Raw genomic sequence first — 17,959 nt, forward strand, 5'->3', positions numbered from 1 at the left:
ATTCCGCTGTTCGGCACCTGCCCCGCCGGGCGGGACAGAACCCGGCGGGCGGGAACCAGGTCCCCGCCCGCCGGATCCGTGGTGCTTCCGGGTCAGGTGACGGTGACCGTCACGTTGGCCGAGCGGGTCTCGCCGGTGCTGTAGGTGACCGTCACCCGGGCGGTGAAGGTCCCCTTGCGGGCGTACGCGTGGCTGGTCGTCCGGAGCGCGGCGCCGTGTGTCACGGCGCTGTTGTCGCCGAAGTCCCACGCGTAGTCGGTGACCGACTGGCCAGCCCCGGCGGTGGCCGTGGCGGTCAGGTTCACCGTCAGCGGCGCGGCGCCGCCGGTCGGGGTGGCCGCCAGGGACAGCGACGACCCGGCCGGTTCCTGTTTCACCCCGGCGCCGTTGAAGCGCAGCCAGTCGAAGGCCATCAGGTCCGGCGTGCCGCTGGTGGGCTGGGCGGCGTTGACGAACGTGACGTAGAGCGTGAACGTGCCGGTGGGTTTGTTGGTCAGCGTGACGGTGGGCGAGACCACGTTGTCGTAGCTCCCGGTGGGCGCGATGGTGGCCTTGCCGAGCAGGGTGCCGGTGGGTGAGCCGACCCGGAACTCGACGTCCCCGCCGGTGCCGGCGGAGGACGCGCCGACCGTCACCGAGCCGATGTTCTTCAGGTTCACCGGACCGTACGCGACCCACTCGTTGTGGTCGATGTCGCCGATCCGCTTCCCGGCCCGGGCGGTGGGTCGGTCGAAGACCGTCACCCCGGAGGAGGAGCTGAGATGCTCGGCCTCCTTGCTCTTCGGCTGCAACTGGACCTTGGTCGAGCCGACCAGCGCCGGTGTCCCGCCGGCGCCGCCGCCGTCGGTGTACTGGGCGGTCACCACGGTGTAGAGGTTCTGCCCCGGACCGTGACCGTCACCGGCGTCGGCCTCGGTGGACAGCACCCCCGAGCAGCCGGTGTAGATGTCCAGCGGATGGGCGTGCGCATCGTGTCCGAGTTGGGTCTGCACCACCACCTTCGCGCAGTCGATCGTGGTGTCCTCGGGGTCGGTGACGGTGACCGTGTACGGGATCTTGTCGCCGAAGTCGAAGAATCCGCCGTCGGGAATGGTGATCGTGACGGTGGGCCGGGTGTTGCCGACCACCACGTCGGTCACCGCCGTGGCGGTCAACCCGTTGCCGCTGTTGCGCACGGTCAGCCGCGCGGTGAACTTCCCCGCGCCGGGGTAGGTGAAGCTCGGGTTGGCCGCCGTGGAGTCGGTCGTGCCGTCGTTGGTGAAGTCCCAGGCGTAGCTGAGCGACGAGCCGTCCCCGGCGGCCGATCCGGCCGAGGAGAAGGTCACCGCGAGCGGCGCCGGGCCGCTGTCCTTGTTCGCCGCGATCTTCGCCGTCGGCGGACGGCCATTGGCGACGTAGTCGATGCGGTAGATGCCGGCGCCGGCGTTGCTGCCGCCCCGACCGCTGCCGGTGCCCTCGCCGAAGTCGATCACGTAGAGCGAACCGTCCGGCCCGAACTCCGCCTCGAAGGGCTGGATCCAGGACATGCCCCCGAGAACCCCGTTGATGGACTGGAGGTCACCGACGTTGGTCGGGCCGAAGCGGGCGTCGGTGAAGGTCTGCGCGGTCTTGTGCACCGACAGCGTCTTGAACCACCGGCGGGTGAGTTCGTAGACGAACCACTTGCCCTCGTAGTACTCGGGGAACTTGGTGGTCCGGGTGTTGGCCGGGTTGTAGTCGTAGACCGGGCCGCTCATCGGGCCGCCGCCGCCGGTGCCCACCTCGGGGAACTGGCTGGAGGCGGAGTACGCGTACCAGACCAGCGCCGACCTCGACGCCGGCAGGTTGGTCAGGCCGGTGTTGTTGGGGGAGTTGTTGACCGGCGCCGCGCAGTTGAACTTCGCCCCGGAAGTGCCGGTGGCGAAGTTGTAGTCGTTGAACGGGATGTTGTTGCCGACGCAGTACGGCCAGCCGTAGTTGCCGGCGGAGGTGATCCGGTTGAACTCCACCGTCCCCTCCGGACCGCGGTTGGGATCGGCCGTCCGGGCGTCCGGTCCGTAGTCGCCGACCAGCACCGCGTTGGTCAGTGGGTCGACGGTGACCCGGAACGGGTTCCGCATGCCCATCGCGTAGATCTCCGGCCGGGTCTTCGCCGTCCCCGCCGCGAAGAGGTTGCCGGTGGGGACGGTGTAGGTGCCGTCCGCCTGCGGGGTGATCCGGAGGATCTTGCCGCGCAGGTCGTTGGTGTTGCCGGAGGTGGCCTGCGCGTCCCAGGCGGCCCGCCCGGCGCGCTCGTCGATCGGGGTGAACCCGCTGGACGCGAACGGGTCGGTGTTGTCGCCGATCGCCGCGTACAGCCGGCCGGCGGCGTCCATCGCCAGCGAGCCGCCCATGTGCGAGTTCGCCCGGCCCTCGCCACGGAAGGTCGGGATCGTCAGCAGGCGTTTCTCCGACGACATCGCCACCGCGTTGTTCGCCACCGTGAAGCGGGAGAGGTTGAGCTGCTTCAGGGTCTTGTCCGACCAGAGCAGGTAGATCCACCCGTTGGTGGCGAAGTTGCGGTCCAGCGTCATGCCGATCAGCCCGTCGGACTGGTCGGTCATGGCGGAGCTGTAGGCGAAGTCGAGCAGCGTGGTGACCTGGAGCGTGTCCTGGTTGACCACCTTCAGGGCGCCGGTGCGCTGGATGTAGTAGACCTTCCGGTCCGGCGCGACGGCCAGCTCGAACGGGTCGGCGAGGTTCTCGGTGACCAGGCCGACGCGCTCGAAGTTGCTGGTCTCGGTGGCCCCGCAGTCGCCGGCCGCCGCGCCGGCCGCCCACTCGATGCCGTACCGCAGGTGCTCCAGGAACGCCGGCTCACTGAACGAGGAGCTGCTGTGCCCGCCGGCGGTGTACCAGGACCGGCCGCCGTCGTAGCGGTGGCACCAGGAGTACGCGTGGTCGACGCCCTCGTCCAGGCCGTTGATGCCGTCGCGGACCTTGATCTGGGCGAGGGTGTGCACGTTGCCGGTGGGATTGGTCTTCCAGTTGTACCACTCCTCGCTGCGCTCCCACAGCTCCGGCAGGTTCCTGGTGGACGGGTGCGCCCGGTCCAGGACCTTGATCCGGCCGGGGTACACCCCGCCGGTCGAGGAGAAGTCCGGGTGGTAGTCGAAGATGGTGCCGACCAGGCCCTCGTACCAGGGCCAGTCGCGTTCGCTGGCGGTCGCCGCGTGCAGGCCGACCCAGCCGCCGCCGTCCCGGATGAACTTCTGGAACGCCGCCCGCTGGCTGGCGTTGAGCAGGTCGCCCGAGGTGGGCAGCGAGTTGGTGTTGTTGAAGACCAGGGCGTCGAAGCCGGCGAGGTTGGCGTCGGTGAAGGCCATCGCGTCGTCGGTGACGACCACCTCGAAGTTGTTCGCCGCGCCGAGCTGCTGGATCGCGGTCTTACCGGCCGGGATGGACGAGTGGTAGAAGTTCGTGACCTTGGAGAAGACCAGGACGCGGAAGCGGGGCGCGGCCTGGGCGGGGGCGGGTGCCGTGGCCAGGACGGTGACCACGGCGAGCAGGGCGAGGCAGAACGCGCGGAGGTGGCGTCGGGGCATGTGGGCGCTCCCTGTCGATGGAGTCGATCAGGCGGTGGAAAGCGCTTTCTCGCCGGCCGCCCCAACCTAGCGACACATACTCGTTACCGTCAATACCCTCGGGTAAGCGTTTTCCTCAATGGATGGCAGGCACCACCGAGGACGGCGGCAGGACCCGTGGCGGGGGCGGGTCGCGGTGCGAACCCCGACCGGCCGGGCGAGGATGGCGGGCATGACCGACCGGCGGGTGACCATCGAGGATCTCGGCGCGTGGCTGCTCAAGGGAAACGCCGACCGCGTCGACCTCACGGCCCGCTTCGCCCGCGACCCACGGGTCGACTCCTGGTGCGTACGCCCCGGCTACCGCGCCGACCTGATGCGGACCGGCGACCCCGTCGTGTTCTGGGCCAGCGGCAGCCGGGGGCGACTGCCGTACGGGGTGTGGGGCGTCGGCCGGGTCGCCGGCCCGCCGTTCGCCGGGGATCCGGGCGCGGCCTGGACCGTGCCACTGGACCTGACCGTCCTGGACGAGGCCCGCCGGGTACGCCGGACGGCGCTGCGGGCCGACGGGCGGCTGGCCGGTGCGGAGGTGTTCCGCCAGCCGATGGCGGCGAATCCGTCCTGGCTGACCGTCGCCGAGTTCGCCGCCCTGCGCACCCACCTGCCGCGGGACGGCACGGTCGCCCCCGGTCATCTCCGTTAGCGCGGGTCAGCCCGCCCGGATGCACGGTCAGACGTCGTCGAGCACCGCGCGCAGCGACCGTGGCACCCGGTCCGGGTCCAGCGCGGTGACCAGCAGCCGCGCGTACGCCTCCTTGCGCCCGGACCGGGTGCCGAGGAACCGCCGCAACTGCGCCTCGACCGGCCGGCCCTGCTGTGCCGGCTGCCGCTGGAACAGCAGCAACGAGGCGAGGTCACCGGCCTGCGTGACGACCCACCGGACCTGGTCGGCCCCGAGCGCGCGGATCAACTCGTCCTCCAGGTCGACGACGCAGGCGTGGAAGCCCAGCGCGGCCATCGCCGGTCGGGTCAGGTCGACGCCCAGCCCGGCGCGTTCCAGGCCGCGCCGGAAGAAGCCCTCCTCGGCGTGGTCGTAGAGCCCGGCCAGCCGCAGACGCCGACCCGCCGGTCCGAGCCGGTCGAGGAAGTGGCCGATGTTGGTGGCCCCGCCCATCGCCACCACCCGGACCCCCTCGGCGTCCAGGTCCCGGCCGATCCGGGCGGCCAGTGTGCGTACCGCGACCCGGTCGCTCGCGCCCTCGACGAGCACCACCGCGCGGGTGTCGGCGGGCACCGGTTCGACGTGCACGGCGACCTCCCGGGGTGTGGGCCGCCATCATCACCCCGACCCACCGGTGCGCGCATGTCCTTTGCCCGCCGCGCCGGCTCATCCGAAGGAGTCCAGGCCGCGGACCTGCCAGGTCGCGGCCACCGCCGACGGCGCCGGATCCCGCGCCAGCACCCACCGGTCACCCGCCGCGGCGACGAGCACCTCGCGCGCTCCGGCACGCAGCAGCAACCCCGCGCAGGCACCGGTGGCCGGCGCGACCAGGACCGCGCCGCCGGTGAGCCGCTCGCCGACCAGGTCGGCGAGGGGATCCGGTGGCCCCGCCGGCCCCACCCGCACCACGCCCTCGCCGGTGCGGTACGACGGGTACGGATCACCGGTGCGCAGCAGCAGCTCGCCACCGCGCGGGTCGAGCCGGGTCGGTGGTCGACCGGCCGGGTGCAACCACGCGTGCACCGGGCCCACCGGGTCCACGTCGCGCGCCCCGGGTCGCTGCGGCCGTGCCTCGGTGACACTCTCCACCCGCAGCCCGAGACGGTCCCGCAGCCAGGCCGCCACCAGCTCCGGCTCACCGAAGCCGGCGTACCGCAGCCGCTCCGCGACGCCACCGGCCGCCTGCCACACCGCCCGCGCGGCGGCCTCGTGCAGGTCGCCCACGCCGGTGTCGACCACGGTGGCCCGGATGCCGGTCACCGTCACCACGAACGGGCCGGCGCCCGCCAGGCGGCGCAACGCGGCGCGGGCCCCCAGCTCCACCTCCCGCCGCTCGTCACGCATGCCGGCGACGACGCCGGTGACCCGGACCTCGGGCCGCGGCGCCGGCGCGACGTCGACGGTCACCACGGCGAACCGGCACCACCGGGCCGTCTGGTGGGCGAGCCGCCAGGTCGCCGTCGTCATCGTCGCCTCCTCCCGGCCGTGGCGGTCCTCCGCCGGTAGCCCGACGTCGGGCGGGCAGCCTAACCCGACGGTCGGACGTCGACCGGGTGTCCACAACGGAGCCGGACCGCCGCCGGCGGCACACCGGTGCGTGGCGTCCTGGCGGTACGGGCACCGGAATGTGTCGTACCCCGGGGGCACCATGCATCCATGGCTGTCCCCGCCCTCACCCCGCACGCCGACCAACCCCGCGCGGTGCCGCTGCGCGAGGCCCGGACCCGGCTCACCCAGATCGTGGCACTGGCCGAGTTGACCGACACCGTCACCGTGGTGACCCGCGACGGCGATCCGCGGCCGGTCGCCGCGATCGTGCCGGCCGCCGCCGCCCGCACCCGGGCGCAGGCCCGCGCCGACGCCGACCGGCTGGCCACCGTCACCGCCGGCTGGGCCCGCCGGCTGGAGGAGGCGCACCGGCTCAGCGCCCGCCGGCACTCCGCCGAGTTGCGTGCGGTCACCGCCGCCCTGGCCGAGGTCTGGGCCGAGCTGGACCGCCGGGTCACCCCGGGCAGCGACCCGGCCCTCGCCCGGTTGCGCGCCGCCCACGCCGACCTGCTGGCCGACTGAGCCCGAATCCACCGGCCGTCCGCGCCGCTGGCAGGCCGCGATGTGGGGCCGATCGGCGGCGGCGCTCGCAGGCCGCCCCGTGCCGCCGGTGGCTGCTGGTTGGCCGTGCCGCTGGGCGCGCGGCGCTGACGGCCGGCGGGGTCACGTCGCGGGGTACGCGTTCGTCTCCGCCGCCTTGACCGCGGCCCAGACCGGCTGGCCCGGCGCCAGGCGCAGCTGCGCGGCGGCGGCCGGTGTCACGTCGGCGGCCACCGCGATCGGCCCGTCGAGCTGTACCCGCAGGTTGTCGCCGTGCCGTTGCACGCCGACCACGGTCGCCGGCCAGGTGTTGCGGGGGCTGCCGTCGGGGCGGTGCGGGTGCAGCGCCACCGCGGCCGGCCGGAAGGCCACGAAGACCTCGCCGTCGAGCCGGTCGGCCACGGTGAGGGTCAGTCCGTCGCCGACCCGGACGGTGTGCCCGGCGGCGTGGCCCCGGTACAGGTTGAGCCCGACGAGGCGGGCGACGTAGTCGGTGCGCGGCCGGGCGGTGACGGTGACCGCGTCGCCCTCCTGCACGACCCGGCCGCCCTCCACGATCACCAGCCGGTCGGCCAGCACCAGCGCGTCCAGCGGATCGTGGGTGACCAGCACGGTCGCGCCGCCGTGCGCGGTGAGGTGCCGTTGCAGCTCGGCGCGGGTGTCCAGCCGGGTGCGGGCGTCCAGGGCGGCCAGTGGTTCGTCGAGCAGCAGCAGCGCGGGCGCGACGGCGAGCGCGCGGGCCAGCGCGACCCGCTGCGCCTGACCGCCGGAGAGCTGCCCGGGCCGGCGGCCTGCGTACCCGGACAGGCCGACCCGGGTCAGCCATTCGTCGGCGGTCCGGCGGGCGGTGCGCCGGTCGACGCCGTGCCGGCGCGGCCCGAACGCCACGTTGTCCCGGGCGCTCAGGTGGGGGAAGAGCAGGTAGTCCTGGAAGACCACGCCGACCGGGCGACGCTCGGCCGGCGTCCACGCCCGCCGGTCCGGGTGGTCCAGGTCGACGCCACCGAGGGTGACGTGGCCGGCGGTCAGCGGTTGCAGCCCGGCCAGGGCCCGCAGCGCGGTGGTCTTTCCCGCGCCGTTGGGCCCGAGCACCGCGACGACCTCCCCGGCGGCCACGGTCACCGGCACGTCCAGGCGGAACGTGCCCCGGTCCACGACCAGGCGGGCGTCCAGCAGCGGCGCGGTCACGGGCCGGTCAGCCAGCGGTCGCGCAGGCCGGCCAGGATCACCACCGAGACGGTGAGCAGGATCAGGCTGAGCACCACGGCGGCCTCCAGGTCGGTCTCCAGCGCCAGGTAGACCGCGATCGGCATGGTCTGGGTGCGACCGGGGAAGTTGCCGGCGAAGGTGATGGTCGCGCCGAACTCGCCGAGCGCCCGGGCCCAGCACAGCACCGCACCGGCGGCCAGTCCCGGGGCGACCAGCGGCAGCGTGACGTGGGTGAAGGTGGTCCAGCGGCCGGCGCCGAGGGTCGCCGCGGCCTCCTCGTACCGCGGGTCGGCCCCGCGCAGCGCGCCCTCCACGGCGATGACCAGGAACGGCATCGCCACGAACGCCTCGGCGAGCACCACCGCGGTGGTGGTGAACGGCAGGGTGAGGCCGAACGCGCTGTCCAGCCACTCGCCGAGCAGACCCCGGCGGCCGAAGACCAGCAGCAGCGCCACGCCACCGACCACCGGCGGCAGCACCAGCGGCACGGTGACCAGGGCGCGGACCACCCGGCGGCCGGGAAACTCGACGCGGGCCAGCAGCCACGCCAACGGCACGCCGAGCAGCAGGCAGAGCAGGGTGGCCAGGGTGGCGGTGAGCAACGACAGCCGGAGCGCGGTGAGCACGGCCGGGTCGGCCAGCCGCTGCGGCAGCGTGGCCCACGGGGCGCGGGCGAGCAGTCCGGCCACTGGCAGGACCAGGAACACCAGGCCCAGCGTGGCCGGCACCAGCAGGGCTACCGGTACCCGGCCGGGCCGGCGGCGGGTCCGCACCGGCGCGCCCGCTGCCGGATCGGTGGCGGCCGGGGTCACGGCGACTGGAACCCGGCCCCGGCGAGCACCGCCCGGGCCGGCGCCGAGCGGACGTACGCGACGAAGGCGCGGGCCCCGTCCGGGTGGGGCGCGTCAGCGAGGACGACGATCAGGTAGTCGTTCACCGCCCCGGCGGACTCGGCGAACTCCACCGCGGCCACCTCGGCGGCCGCCGCCCGCGCGTCGGTCCGGTAGACCAGGGCGGCGTCCACCTCGCCGAGTCTCACCTTGGCCAGCGCCCCGCGCACGTCCTGCTCCAGGGTGACCGGGGTGAGGGTGACCGAGGCGGCGTCCAGGACCCGCCGGGCCGCCGCACCGCACGGCACCTGCTCGGCGCAGAGCGCCACCTTCAGGCCGGGCCGGGCGAGGTCGGCCAGCCCGCGTACGCCCGCGGGGTTGCCCGGGGCGACGGCGATCACGAGCTGGTTGCGGACGAAGACCGCCGGCTCGCCGTCGGCGTTGCCCGCCCTCGTGACGGTGTCCATCGGCGTCGGCGCGGCGGCGGCGAAGACGTCGGCCGGGGCGCCCTGGTCGATCTGGGTGGCCAGCGCGGAACTGCCGGCGAAGTTGAACACCACGGCGGTGCCCGGGTTGGCCGCCTCGAAGTCCCTGCCGATCCGGGTGAACGAGTCGGTCAGCGAGGCCGCCGCGAAGACGGTCACCGCGCCGCCGGACCCACCGGACCCGCCGCCGGGGCCGGTGCCGCCGCAGGCGGCCAGCGCCGCGACGGTGACGACCGCGACGACCGCGACGACCGCCCGGACGGTACGCGACAGGGTTCGGCTCACGGCGCGGTCCTTCCCCGGCCGCCCGGTGGGGCGACCCGTTCCACCACCACGGTGGTCGACTTGATCACGGCCACGGCCAGCGAGCCGACGGTGAGGTCCAACTCGTCGACCGCCTCGCGGCTCATCAGCGAGACGACCCGGAACGGCCCGGCCTGGATGTCCACCTGGGCCATCACGGTGTCCTTCACGACGTTCACGACGATGCCGCGCAGCCGGTTGCGGGCCGACGAGGCGTCCGCCCGCTCGTCCGGGTCGGCCGACCGTCCGCGGGCGAACGCGGCCAGGTCCTTCCCGGCGATCACCCGGTGCCCCTGCGGATCGCGGACCGCGGCGAGGCGGTCGGCGTCGATCCAGCGCCGGACGGTGTCGGCGCTGACCCCGAGCAGGTCGGCCGCCTCACCGATCCGGAACATCTCCACCGGAGCACCATACGTTCCGGCATCTGCGATCCGAAAGAGGGCCCGCAGCCGCAGATGCGGCGTTCTGGCGGCCGAGCCCTCGCAGGTACGGCGTCGTCGGCGCCCCGACCCGCCGAACCGTTCGCCGGATGCCGGGCCGAGAACGATGTGCAGCACAATGGACACTCACGGTGTCGGCGGCGGGGGAGGCTGAAGTGGATCAGGCACGGGGATCCGACGACGTGCTGCCCGGGCCGGACCCCGCCGCCGGTTCGTCGCGGTCGCGGCGGCTGCGCCTGGCGGCGCTGGTGGTCCTGCTCGCGGTCATCGCGGTGGCCGTGGTCCGGGTGATCGTGGCCACCGGTCCGCCGACCCGGGACGAGCTACGGGAGCGGGCCGGCCTGACCAAGCGCGACAAGCTGCTCATCGGGGTGAAGGACGACCAGCCCGGCGTGTCGCAGAAACTCACCAACGGCACCTTCGAGGGCTTCGACATCGAGATCGCCTACATGGTCGCCGAGGACCTCGGGTTCGACGCGCCGGAGGTCACCCTGCTGGCCATCCAGAGCGAGGACCGGGCCCGGCGGCAGGCACGCAACACCGACGGCAGCTACGTCACCGTCGACCTGGTGGTCGCCTCGTACAGCATCACCGAGGAGCGCAAGGCCGACGGCGTGGTGTTCTCCTTCCCCTACCTGGAGACCGAACAGTCGGTGGTGACGCTGAAGTCCGACCGGCGCGCGGTGTCGAGCCTGCGCGACCTCGCCGACCGGAAGGTCTGCACGCTGGCCACCTCGACCTCGGAGCAGAGCCTGGAGAAGGCCACCAGCTCGGAGCCGAGCCTGTCCGACGTCGGCGCCACGGTGGTCGGGAAGAACCGGATCAGCGACTGCATCCAGGATCTCTACGACGGGAAGGTGGCAGCGGTCACCACGGACGCGGCGATCCTCGCCGGCTTCGTCGGCCCCCGCCCGCCCGGCGAGCTGCCACCCGCCGTGGCCCTGAACAACCGCAAGGAACTCGCGCACTGGGACATCGGCGACGAGACCCCCGAGAAGTGGGGGATCAACACCGGCACCAACCCGGCCGTCCGCGACCTGGTCAACCTCTCGTTGCAGGAGTCCTTCGCCGGCCCGGACGGCGACCGGTGGAAGCGGGCCTTCGACCGCTACCTGGGCGCCGAGCAGCGATACAGCGAACAACAGCAGGTGGCGGTCTCCCGGCAGCCGGAACCGGACCCCGAGGAACTGGTGGAGGTGCGGCAGTGGCCGTGGGAGAGGTGGGCGCTGCCGACGCCGAACCGGCCGGCGACGGGCGTCCGGACCGCCGTCCCGGCGCACGCCCGGCGCAGCAGGCGCAACAGTGGCTGCTGACCCTGCTGCCCGCGTTCCCGGTGCTGCTGCTGGTGCTGCGGCTGTGGCGGCTCAGCCGGCAGGACATGCCCACGATGCTGCTGCTGGTGCAGTACGTCAGCCCGCTGGGCCTGCTCAGCGCGCTGCTGATCGCCCTGATCTGGGCGTTCCCGCTGGTGGTGCTGGTGCTGGGGCTGCTCGGCCGGCTGCTCCGGGTCAGCGCGCCGGACCGGTTCGACACCGAGCGGTCGCTGCTCGCCTACGGCACCACCCGTACGCCCGGTTGGGTGCTGGTCGCGGCGGTCGGGCTGGCCGCGCTCACCTGGCAGTTGCGGTTCCTGCCGCTGCTGGCGATGCTCGCTTTGGCGGTGCTGGCCCTGCGGACCCGGCACCGTCACCCGGACCGGCCGCGCCTGCTGCTGGTCACCGGGCTGCTGCTGCCGGTGACGGTGGCCGCGGCCGGCTACGCCTGGTTGGCCCCGGCCGCGCTGTCCGCCCTCACAGTCGAGCCGTTCACCGCCCTGCTGCTGCTCGTGCCACCGGCCGGGGTGGCGGTGCTGACCGGCCCGCTGCCGCGGCGGGTCGCGCCGGGGCTGACCCGCGCGCTGGCCTACACGGTGGCCGCCGTGGTGCCGGTGGTGATGGGGGTGGTCTTCCTGCGGGTGCCGCTGCTGCCCGAGGTGGCGGTGGAGGTGGGGCCGGAGGCGGGCCCCACCCGTGAGGTCGTCCGGGGTCAGGCGGTGGCCGTGACCGACCGGATGACCATCGTGCTGGACCGGGGTGGTGAGGTCCGGTTCCTCCCGAACGACCAGGTGCGCGGTCAACGCCTCTGTCCCGACCCCGGGCGGATACCGGTCAGCCGGATCGACGTCTACGGGTGGCACGTCGAGGACACCGCGCTGGACTGGATGATCCCCCGGCAGCCGGTCGACGAGCCCGATCCGCGCTGCGTCGGGCGGGTGCCGGTGGACGGCCCGCCGGCACCGACGCCTCCGCTGCCCCGGTGAGCCGGTGGGGGAGCGGGGCGGCCGGTCCCCGCGCGGCACGGCCGGCCGCGAGGGTCGCGGGGCGGCCCGACCGGCCGCCGCGACGGGACACGCGCATAATGGGTGCTGCCGGCCCTGACGTCGGCGACCGGGCCGCCGACCGTGGCCCGGGCTGGGGAGATGGCGAGGGTACGGTGACGCAGGCGATCCCGAACGTGGCCCGGAACACGCGGCAGCGCGCCGAGGTGCTGACCCTGCTCCGGGAGGTCGAGGGCTTCCACACGGCGCAGCAGTTGCACCGGATGCTGTGCGACCGGGACGCCAAGGTGGGGCTGACCACCGTCTACCGCACCCTCCAACTGCTGGTCGACGCCGGTGAGATCGACTCCACCCGGCTGCCCGGCGGCGAGCAGTTGTTCCGCCGGTGCAGCCAGAGTCGACACCACCACCACCTGGTCTGCCGGTCCTGCGGCCGGGCGGTCGAGGTGGCCGGCCCGGCCGTCGAGCGGTGGGCCGACCAGGTCGCGGCCGAGCACGGCTTCACCGACGTGGGACACACCCTGGAGATCTTCGGCACCTGCGCCCAGTGCGCCCGCTGACCGCCCCGCCCGCCGCGCCCGCCCGCCCCGATCCCGGCCTTCCAGTCCTGCGGGCGTCGCGTCGACCACCTCGGTGAGGCGGGCGAGCACCGCCCGGTTCGCCGGCTCCACCCAGGCCAGCAGCTCCGCATCAGCCCCGGCGGGGACGGCCCTTGAGGTGGCGGCCCAGCTCGCGGGCGATCTCCCGCTGCGCGTCCCGCTCGGCGAGGGTCTGCCGCTTGTCGTACGACCGCTTGCCCCGGGCCAGGGCCAGCTCCACCTTGGCCCAGCCGCCGGAGAAGTACATCGACAGCGGCACCAGGGTCACCCCGCCCTCGCGCAGCTTCTCCAGGATCCGGGCGATCTCCACCCGGTGCAGCAGGAGCTTGCGGGTGCGGCGCGGCGCGTGGTTGGTCCAGGTGCCGTAGCCGTACTCGGCGATGTGCAGCCCGTAGAGCATCAGCTCCCCGTCGCGCTCCTGCGCGAACGCGTCGACCAGCGACGCCCGCCTCTCGCGCAGCGACTTGACCTCCGTGCCGGACAGCACGATGCCCGCCTCGTACGTCTTCAGGACGGTGTAGTCGTGCCGCGCCTTCTTGTTCGAGGCGATCAGCGTGCGGTCGGTCTGCCGGGCGGCGCTCACCGGTGGAGGATATCCGCCACCGCCACTGGCCGTCGCCGGCCGGCTCAGCCGCTCTCGAACGCGCCCCGGTCCACCCGGCCGGTCCTGGCCACGCGACGGACGTCGGTCGCCGGGCCCTCGGCGCCGCTGTCCACCGCGGGGCTGCCGGGCCGCAGGCGGAAGTCGCCGGCCGCCGGGTCGACGAAGCGGGGGTCACCGCCCAGCCGCGCCGCGTCGGCGACCCCGAGCGTGCGGCCGACGAGCAGGTTGTGGTCGAAGCGCACCCGCGTGGACCGGGAGACCGCCGCGGCCGGGCTGGCCGGGCCGGGCACCACCACGTTGTTGACCACTTGCACGTCCCGCGAGTCGGTCACCGCCAGGTCGATGTCGATGTCCGGGTGCGCGGCGTTGCGGTACAGGGTGTTGTTGACCACGTCGACGTGCGCCGTCCGGAACACGTTGATCCCGCGCCCGCCGTTGCGGTAGGAGACGTTGTTCTCCACCAGAGTGCGACCGGCGTACGGGGTCTGGAACAGCGGGGCACCCCGGAAGTCGGTGTTGTCGGTCGACTCCACGATGATGCCGTTGCCGTCGGTGATCTTGCCGGTCCCCACCGAGGGCACCAGGTTCTGGTTGTCGTAGGTGACGTTGCCCCGCACGACCATCTTCACCCCGGTCGAATTATCGGAGTTCCAGGTGTTCTTGACCGAGATGCCGCTGCCGCCCAGGGGCGACCACCAGGCGTTGCGGGCGGCCACGTTGTGGGCGATCGTCACGTGGTCGGCGAACTGGGCGCTGATCCCGTTGAGCGGGCAGTCCGTCACGGTGTTCCCCCACACCACCACGTGGTGCGGACGGCGGGGCGGGTCGGCGTTGCGCAGCTCCGCCACCGACAGGCAGTTGCCGGAGATCGCCGGGTCGGAGGTGTCACCCCGGCGCGCCGCCTCCCGTTGCGCCGCGCTCAGCTCGTCGCGCAGCCCGGTCACCGTGAAGCCGGCCACCGTGACGTACGAGGCGCGGATCCGGATGCCGTTCCAACTCGTGGTGCGGACCACGGGACGGGCGCCGGGCAGGGCCGCCCACGTGATCCACCGGTCGGCCGTTCCGGAGCGTTCGATCGGCAGCACGTCCGGACGGCCGGGCGCGACGTACTCACCGTCGTCGACCAACACCGTGTCGCCGGGCTCGGTGAGCTGAGCCGCCCGTCGCAGCGTCCGCAGCGGTTCCGCCCGGCTCCGGCCGTCGTTGCCGTCGTCGCCACGGCCGGAGACGTACAGGTAGCGACCGCCGTCCCGGGGGGCGAGCTGGCCGGCCGACCAGGTGGGTCCGCCTGTGCCGGCGCCGGCGACGGGGCCGGCCGGTGCGGCGGGCGAGGGGGTCGGCCGCACCGGCGCGGCCGAGGTCGCCGCCGGGACGCTGCCCGGCCGGGTCGGCGCGGTGGCGATCGCGCGCTCGGGCCGTCCCGGCGGGTCGACGAGGATCATGCCGACCGCGAGCACGACGGCGACCACGGCCAGCACCGCGGCGCCGGCCTTGGCCACGGCCGGGCCGGCCGGGCCCGACCCGCCACCGGCCGCGGCGCCGCCGGACGGGCCGGACGCCGCGACCGCGCCGGCCAGCCGTTCGACGACCGCGCCCGCCAGGTCGACCGGCGGCACCAGCAGCGGTACGGCCGCCAGCAGGCGCTCCGGCGGCAGCAGGTCGGCTCCGCCACAGGCGGCGCAGCCGTCGAGGTGTCGGGCGATGCGTTTGCGCCACACCGGTGCGGGCCGGCCGTCCCACCCGCGCAGCAGCGCCCGCAACACGTCGCAGCCGTCCGGCGATCGGACGGCGTCGATCGCCTCGGCGATCAGCCGTGCCGTCCGCAGCCGCTCGCGCAGGCGTTGCAGCCGCACCCGGGTGTGGGCGGGGGAGATGCCGAGCGCCGCCGGCAACTCCGCCCGGTCCAGCGCGTCGGCCTCGGTCAGCCACCACAGGTGCAGCAGCTCACGGTCGTCGGCGTCGAGCCAGCGCGCCCCGGCCGCCAGGTGCCGGCGCTGCCGTGCCATCTCGACCCGGCGTACCGCGTCGTCGTCGGGTCCCGGTCGGCCGGTCGGCAGGTCCTCCGGCCCCTCGTCGGCGCGCCACCGCTGGTCGGCGCCGCGCCGCCCACCGAAGCGGCGGGTCTCCCGGAGCGCGATCGCCACCAGCCACGAGCGGAAGCGGCCCGGGTCGCGCAGCCGGTCCAGCCCGGCGACCGCGCGCAGCATCGTCTCCTGCGCCACGTCCTCGGCGTCGGCCCGATCCAGCGAGCGGGCCGCGACGTTGTAGACCAGCGGCAGGTACGCCCGCAGCAGCGCGTCCAAGGCGGCGCGGTCCCCACCACGGGCGGCGGCCACCAGTCCGTCGTCGTCCGGCCCGAGCCGGCGCCGCCTGTCGTACGCGTCAGTCGTCACGTGACCGGCCCTTTCCGGATCCACCGCCGGGCCACCGGAATGTCGTGGCCCGGCGCGCTGAGAATAGTCGCGGCGGGATCGGGGATGTCGCCGGGCCGGGCGCCCGGCGAAAGCGCGCACGAGTCGGGCGACAATTATGTCGTACCGATTATGAATGCGCGGTCCTCCGGGTGCCGGCGCTCGTCCGGCACCCGGAGGTGAGTGGCCGGTCCCGCCTCAGCCCCGCTCGACCGCGCCGCGGTCCGCCACGCCGGCCCGGGGTCGACGGTGCGCGTCGGTCCTCGGGGCGAGCGTGCGGGTACCGCGGTCGATCGCGGGACTTCCCGGCCGCAGCCGGAAGTCGCCCTTCACGGGGTCGACGAACCGGGGGTCGGCGGTCAGCAGGGCACGGTCGGCGGGTGCCCGGTAGGGACCGACCACCAGGTTGTGATCCAGGCGCACGTTCGTCCCGCCGGCGGACAGCGCGATCTCGCCGGGCCGGGCGACGACGATGGTGTTCACCACCCGCACGTCGGTGCCCCGCACGATGGTCAGGTCACCGTCGATCTCCGGGTGCCAGGCGTTGTGGTACGCGGTGTTGTTGACCACGTCCACGTACGAGCTGTTGAAGACGTTGATGCCCCGGCCGCCGTTGCGGCAGACGATGTTGTTCTCGATCAGCGTCCGCCCGGTGTACGCCCTGCTCGCCCGGGGCGGCCGGTTGAAGTAGTCGATGATGATGCCGTTGCCGTCCTGGACCTTGGTCAGACCGCTGGCGTGGCTCCGGTTGTAGTTCGCGTTGTCGCAACTGACGTTGCCGCGTACGTGGTTGCGGTATCCGGTGTTGCGGTCGGAGTCGAAGTTCCCGTGCAGGGAGATGCCGCTGCCGCCCCACGACGACCGGAACCCGTTGCCGGTCGAGACGTTGTACTCCACCCGTACGTAGTCGGCCAGCTGGGTGACGATCCCGCCCAGCGTGCATCCGCTCACCGAGTTGCCCCACACCTGGACGTGCGTCGGTGGGCGCAGCGGGTTGGCGTTCTTCAGTTCCGAGACGCTGATGCAGCTGTTGGAGACGGCCGGGTCGCTGACGTCGCCGCGGGCGGCGGCGGCGATCTGCGCCCTGCTCAGCTTCCCCTCCATCCCGGTGATCGTGAAGCCGACGACGATGATGTGTGAGGCGTGCACCCAGATGCCGTGGAAGCCGGTGGCCCGGACGGTCGGCCGCGCGCCGGGCAGGGCGGCCCAGGTGATCGGCCGGGCGGCGGTGCCGGAGCGTTCGATGGCGACCACCGTCGGTCGTCCCGGGGCGCTGTACTCGCCGTCGTCGACCAGGACGGTGTCGCCGGGGTCGGTCAGCCGGGCCGCCCGAGCCAGCGTCCGCAGTGGTCGCGCGCGGCTCAGGCCGTCGTTGCGGTCGTCACCCCGGCCGGAGACGTACAGGTAGCGGCCGCCTCGGGTGGGTGGCAACCGGTCCGGACCCCAGGTGGGGCCGCCGATGCCGGCCCCGGCGGTCCGGCCCCCCGGCACCGGCGTCGGCGTCGGCGGCGCGAGCGTGGGCGCCGGCCGGGACGTGGCGGGTGCCGCGGTGGTGGGGCGGGGTCCGGTGACCCCGTCCCCGGTCGGGCTGGCCGCCGCCGACGGGCGGGCCGTCGGGCTTGCCGGCGCGGCGGTCTTCCCGGTCGGGTCGCATCCGGTCAGGACGGTGGCAGCGAGCGCCAGGGCGAGCCCCACCGGGGTCGCCAGGGACCGGATCCGGCGTCGCGCGCCGGACTGTTGAGCCGACATCTGTCGTGCACCTTTCGACGGTTGCTGCCCGGTCGGCAAAAATGGTCGCGACCGGTTGTGTGAGCGCTCAGAAATTAGCTGTGAAGGACTGTCCGGTGCAACTTGGTGGTGATAGTTATGGCGGATTTAAGAAACGCGCCGCGCATTTATCCGCGGACAATTATTAATGGTGTCGGCATGACCGGGTGCACGTGCGGCGACCACGCCGGAGACCTCCGCCCGGACCTGGTCCCAACTGCGGGCGGTCTCGTCGACCCAGTCGGCGAGGGCCCGGCCCTGCGGGGTCACCCGCGTGCTGCGGGTCGTCCGCTCCAACAGCCGGGTGCCGAGCTCCCGCTCCAACCGGCGGATGCGCACCGACAGGGCGGGCTGCGCGATCCGCAGCCGTGCGGCGGCCCTGGTGAAACTCAGCTCCTCGACGACGGCGCGGAACGCCGTCAGATCTCCCCAGTTCACCGCCCGCGCCTCCCGGCCGTACGGCACGTGGATGGGGTCATGTGCTGCTGTGGCACGGTGTCGTCCTCCTGTTCGGCAGGCCCCGGATCGGGCTGACCGGTCCGGAGACCCGCCGTGCCGCGGGTGCGTAACAGAAACCCGCGGATCGGCCGTCCGGCCCACCGGCGGCCTCTTCCGCGGCGGCCGTCCCGTTCCCTGCTGACCT

Annotated in this window: 16 protein-coding genes; 5 read left to right on the top strand and 11 right to left on the bottom strand. The window is 73.9% G+C overall.

Features of this window, described 5'->3' with window-relative positions; genetic code table 11:
* Positions 1–92: 92 nt before the first annotated feature.
* On the bottom strand, positions 93–3,563 hold the full coding sequence (locus D7223_RS14280; RefSeq protein WP_120728850.1) for a ThuA domain-containing protein: 3,471 nt from the start codon (positions 3,561–3,563) through the stop codon (positions 93–95).
* A gap of 211 nt (positions 3,564–3,774) precedes the next feature.
* Between D7223_RS14280 and D7223_RS14285 the strand changes: the two genes are divergently transcribed.
* Positions 3,775–4,245, top strand: coding sequence for a hypothetical protein (locus D7223_RS14285; RefSeq protein ID WP_120728851.1), 471 nt, complete (start codon positions 3,775–3,777; stop codon positions 4,243–4,245).
* A gap of 27 nt (positions 4,246–4,272) precedes the next feature.
* Here D7223_RS14285 and D7223_RS14290 read toward each other — a convergent pair whose 3' ends face one another.
* Together D7223_RS14290 and D7223_RS14295 are read right to left on the bottom strand one after the other, a co-directional pair.
* Complete coding sequence (locus D7223_RS14290) at positions 4,273–4,851, bottom strand: TOPRIM nucleotidyl transferase/hydrolase domain-containing protein (RefSeq protein ID WP_120728852.1); 579 nt, start codon at positions 4,849–4,851, stop codon at positions 4,273–4,275.
* Positions 4,852–4,929: 78 nt separating this feature from the next.
* Entirely contained in the window at positions 4,930–5,730 is an 801-nt protein-coding gene (locus D7223_RS14295) for a hypothetical protein (protein WP_120728853.1), read from the bottom strand.
* Between the two features lie 189 nt (positions 5,731–5,919).
* On the opposite strand from D7223_RS14295, the gene D7223_RS14300 reads away from it, so the two are divergent.
* Positions 5,920–6,333, top strand: a complete 414-nt coding sequence (locus D7223_RS14300) for a type II toxin-antitoxin system Phd/YefM family antitoxin (protein WP_120728854.1) — start codon at positions 5,920–5,922, stop codon at positions 6,331–6,333.
* A 141-nt stretch (positions 6,334–6,474) separates the two neighbouring features.
* Here D7223_RS14300 and D7223_RS14305 read toward each other — a convergent pair whose 3' ends face one another.
* The 4 genes from D7223_RS14305 to D7223_RS14320 are packed head-to-tail and all read right to left on the bottom strand — an operon-like array spanning position 6,475 to position 9,579.
* Positions 6,475–7,539, bottom strand: coding sequence for an ABC transporter ATP-binding protein (locus D7223_RS14305; RefSeq protein WP_120728855.1), 1,065 nt, complete (start codon positions 7,537–7,539; stop codon positions 6,475–6,477).
* A complete protein-coding gene (locus D7223_RS14310) occupies positions 7,536–8,372 on the bottom strand; it encodes an ABC transporter permease (RefSeq protein WP_120728856.1) in 837 nt (278 codons plus the stop codon). The genes D7223_RS14305 and D7223_RS14310 overlap by 4 nt, the downstream gene beginning before the upstream one ends.
* Complete coding sequence (gene modA, locus D7223_RS14315; protein WP_420330313.1) at positions 8,369–9,148, bottom strand: molybdate ABC transporter substrate-binding protein; 780 nt, start codon at positions 9,146–9,148, stop codon at positions 8,369–8,371. Before modA ends, D7223_RS14310 begins: the two co-directional genes overlap by 4 nt.
* A gap of 8 nt (positions 9,149–9,156) precedes the next feature.
* A complete protein-coding gene (locus tag D7223_RS14320) occupies positions 9,157–9,579 on the bottom strand; it encodes a TOBE domain-containing protein (protein ID WP_120728857.1) in 423 nt (140 codons plus the stop codon).
* 194 nt (positions 9,580–9,773) lie between these two features.
* Here D7223_RS14320 and D7223_RS14325 point away from each other — a divergent pair, with 194 nt between their 5' ends.
* From D7223_RS14325 to D7223_RS14335, 3 genes are all read left to right on the top strand, one after another.
* On the top strand, positions 9,774–10,931 hold the full coding sequence (locus D7223_RS14325; RefSeq protein WP_238161928.1) for a transporter substrate-binding domain-containing protein: 1,158 nt from the start codon (positions 9,774–9,776) through the stop codon (positions 10,929–10,931).
* Positions 10,829–11,917, top strand: a complete 1,089-nt coding sequence (locus tag D7223_RS14330; protein ID WP_120728918.1) for a hypothetical protein — start codon at positions 10,829–10,831, stop codon at positions 11,915–11,917. Before D7223_RS14325 ends, D7223_RS14330 begins: the two co-directional genes overlap by 103 nt.
* Before the next feature lie 173 nt (positions 11,918–12,090).
* Positions 12,091–12,495 carry a Fur family transcriptional regulator gene (locus D7223_RS14335; RefSeq protein WP_120728859.1) on the top strand — a complete coding sequence of 135 codons (405 nt, stop codon included), beginning with the start codon at positions 12,091–12,093 and terminating at the stop codon, positions 12,493–12,495.
* Positions 12,496–12,625: 130 nt separating this feature from the next.
* On the opposite strand, the gene smpB is transcribed toward D7223_RS14335, so the two are convergent.
* The 4 genes from smpB to D7223_RS33950 form a co-directional block, all read right to left on the bottom strand.
* Positions 12,626–13,117 carry an SsrA-binding protein SmpB gene (gene smpB / locus D7223_RS14340; protein ID WP_120728860.1) on the bottom strand — a complete coding sequence of 164 codons (492 nt, stop codon included), beginning with the start codon at positions 13,115–13,117 and terminating at the stop codon, positions 12,626–12,628.
* Positions 13,118–13,161: 44 nt separating this feature from the next.
* A complete protein-coding gene (locus tag D7223_RS14345; protein WP_147252510.1) occupies positions 13,162–15,531 on the bottom strand; it encodes a sigma-70 family RNA polymerase sigma factor in 2,370 nt (789 codons plus the stop codon).
* A 216-nt stretch (positions 15,532–15,747) separates the two neighbouring features.
* Positions 15,748–17,298, bottom strand: a complete 1,551-nt coding sequence (locus tag D7223_RS14350; protein ID WP_120728862.1) for a right-handed parallel beta-helix repeat-containing protein — start codon at positions 17,296–17,298, stop codon at positions 15,748–15,750.
* A gap of 126 nt (positions 17,299–17,424) precedes the next feature.
* Positions 17,425–17,781 carry a LysR family transcriptional regulator gene (locus D7223_RS33950; RefSeq protein ID WP_272948691.1) on the bottom strand — a complete coding sequence of 119 codons (357 nt, stop codon included), beginning with the start codon at positions 17,779–17,781 and terminating at the stop codon, positions 17,425–17,427.
* Positions 17,782–17,959 lie beyond the last annotated feature (178 nt).

Origin of the sequence: Micromonospora endolithica (assembly GCF_003626595.1) — a bacterium.
Classification (GTDB): Bacteria; Actinomycetota; Actinomycetes; order Mycobacteriales; family Micromonosporaceae; genus Micromonospora; species Micromonospora endolithica.

Coding starts and splice junctions, on each gene's coding strand:
- D7223_RS14280 (WP_120728850.1), bottom strand. CDS start 3,563: ATGCCCCGACGCCACCTCCGCGCGTTCTGCCTCGCCCTGCTCGCCGTG.
- D7223_RS14285 (WP_120728851.1), top strand. CDS start 3,775: ATGACCGACCGGCGGGTGACCATCGAGGATCTCGGCGCGTGGCTGCTC.
- D7223_RS14295 (WP_120728853.1), bottom strand. CDS start 5,730: ATGACGACGGCGACCTGGCGGCTCGCCCACCAGACGGCCCGGTGGTGC.
- D7223_RS14300 (WP_120728854.1), top strand. CDS start 5,920: ATGGCTGTCCCCGCCCTCACCCCGCACGCCGACCAACCCCGCGCGGTG.
- D7223_RS14350 (WP_120728862.1), bottom strand. CDS start 17,298: ATGTCGGCTCAACAGTCCGGCGCGCGACGCCGGATCCGGTCCCTGGCG.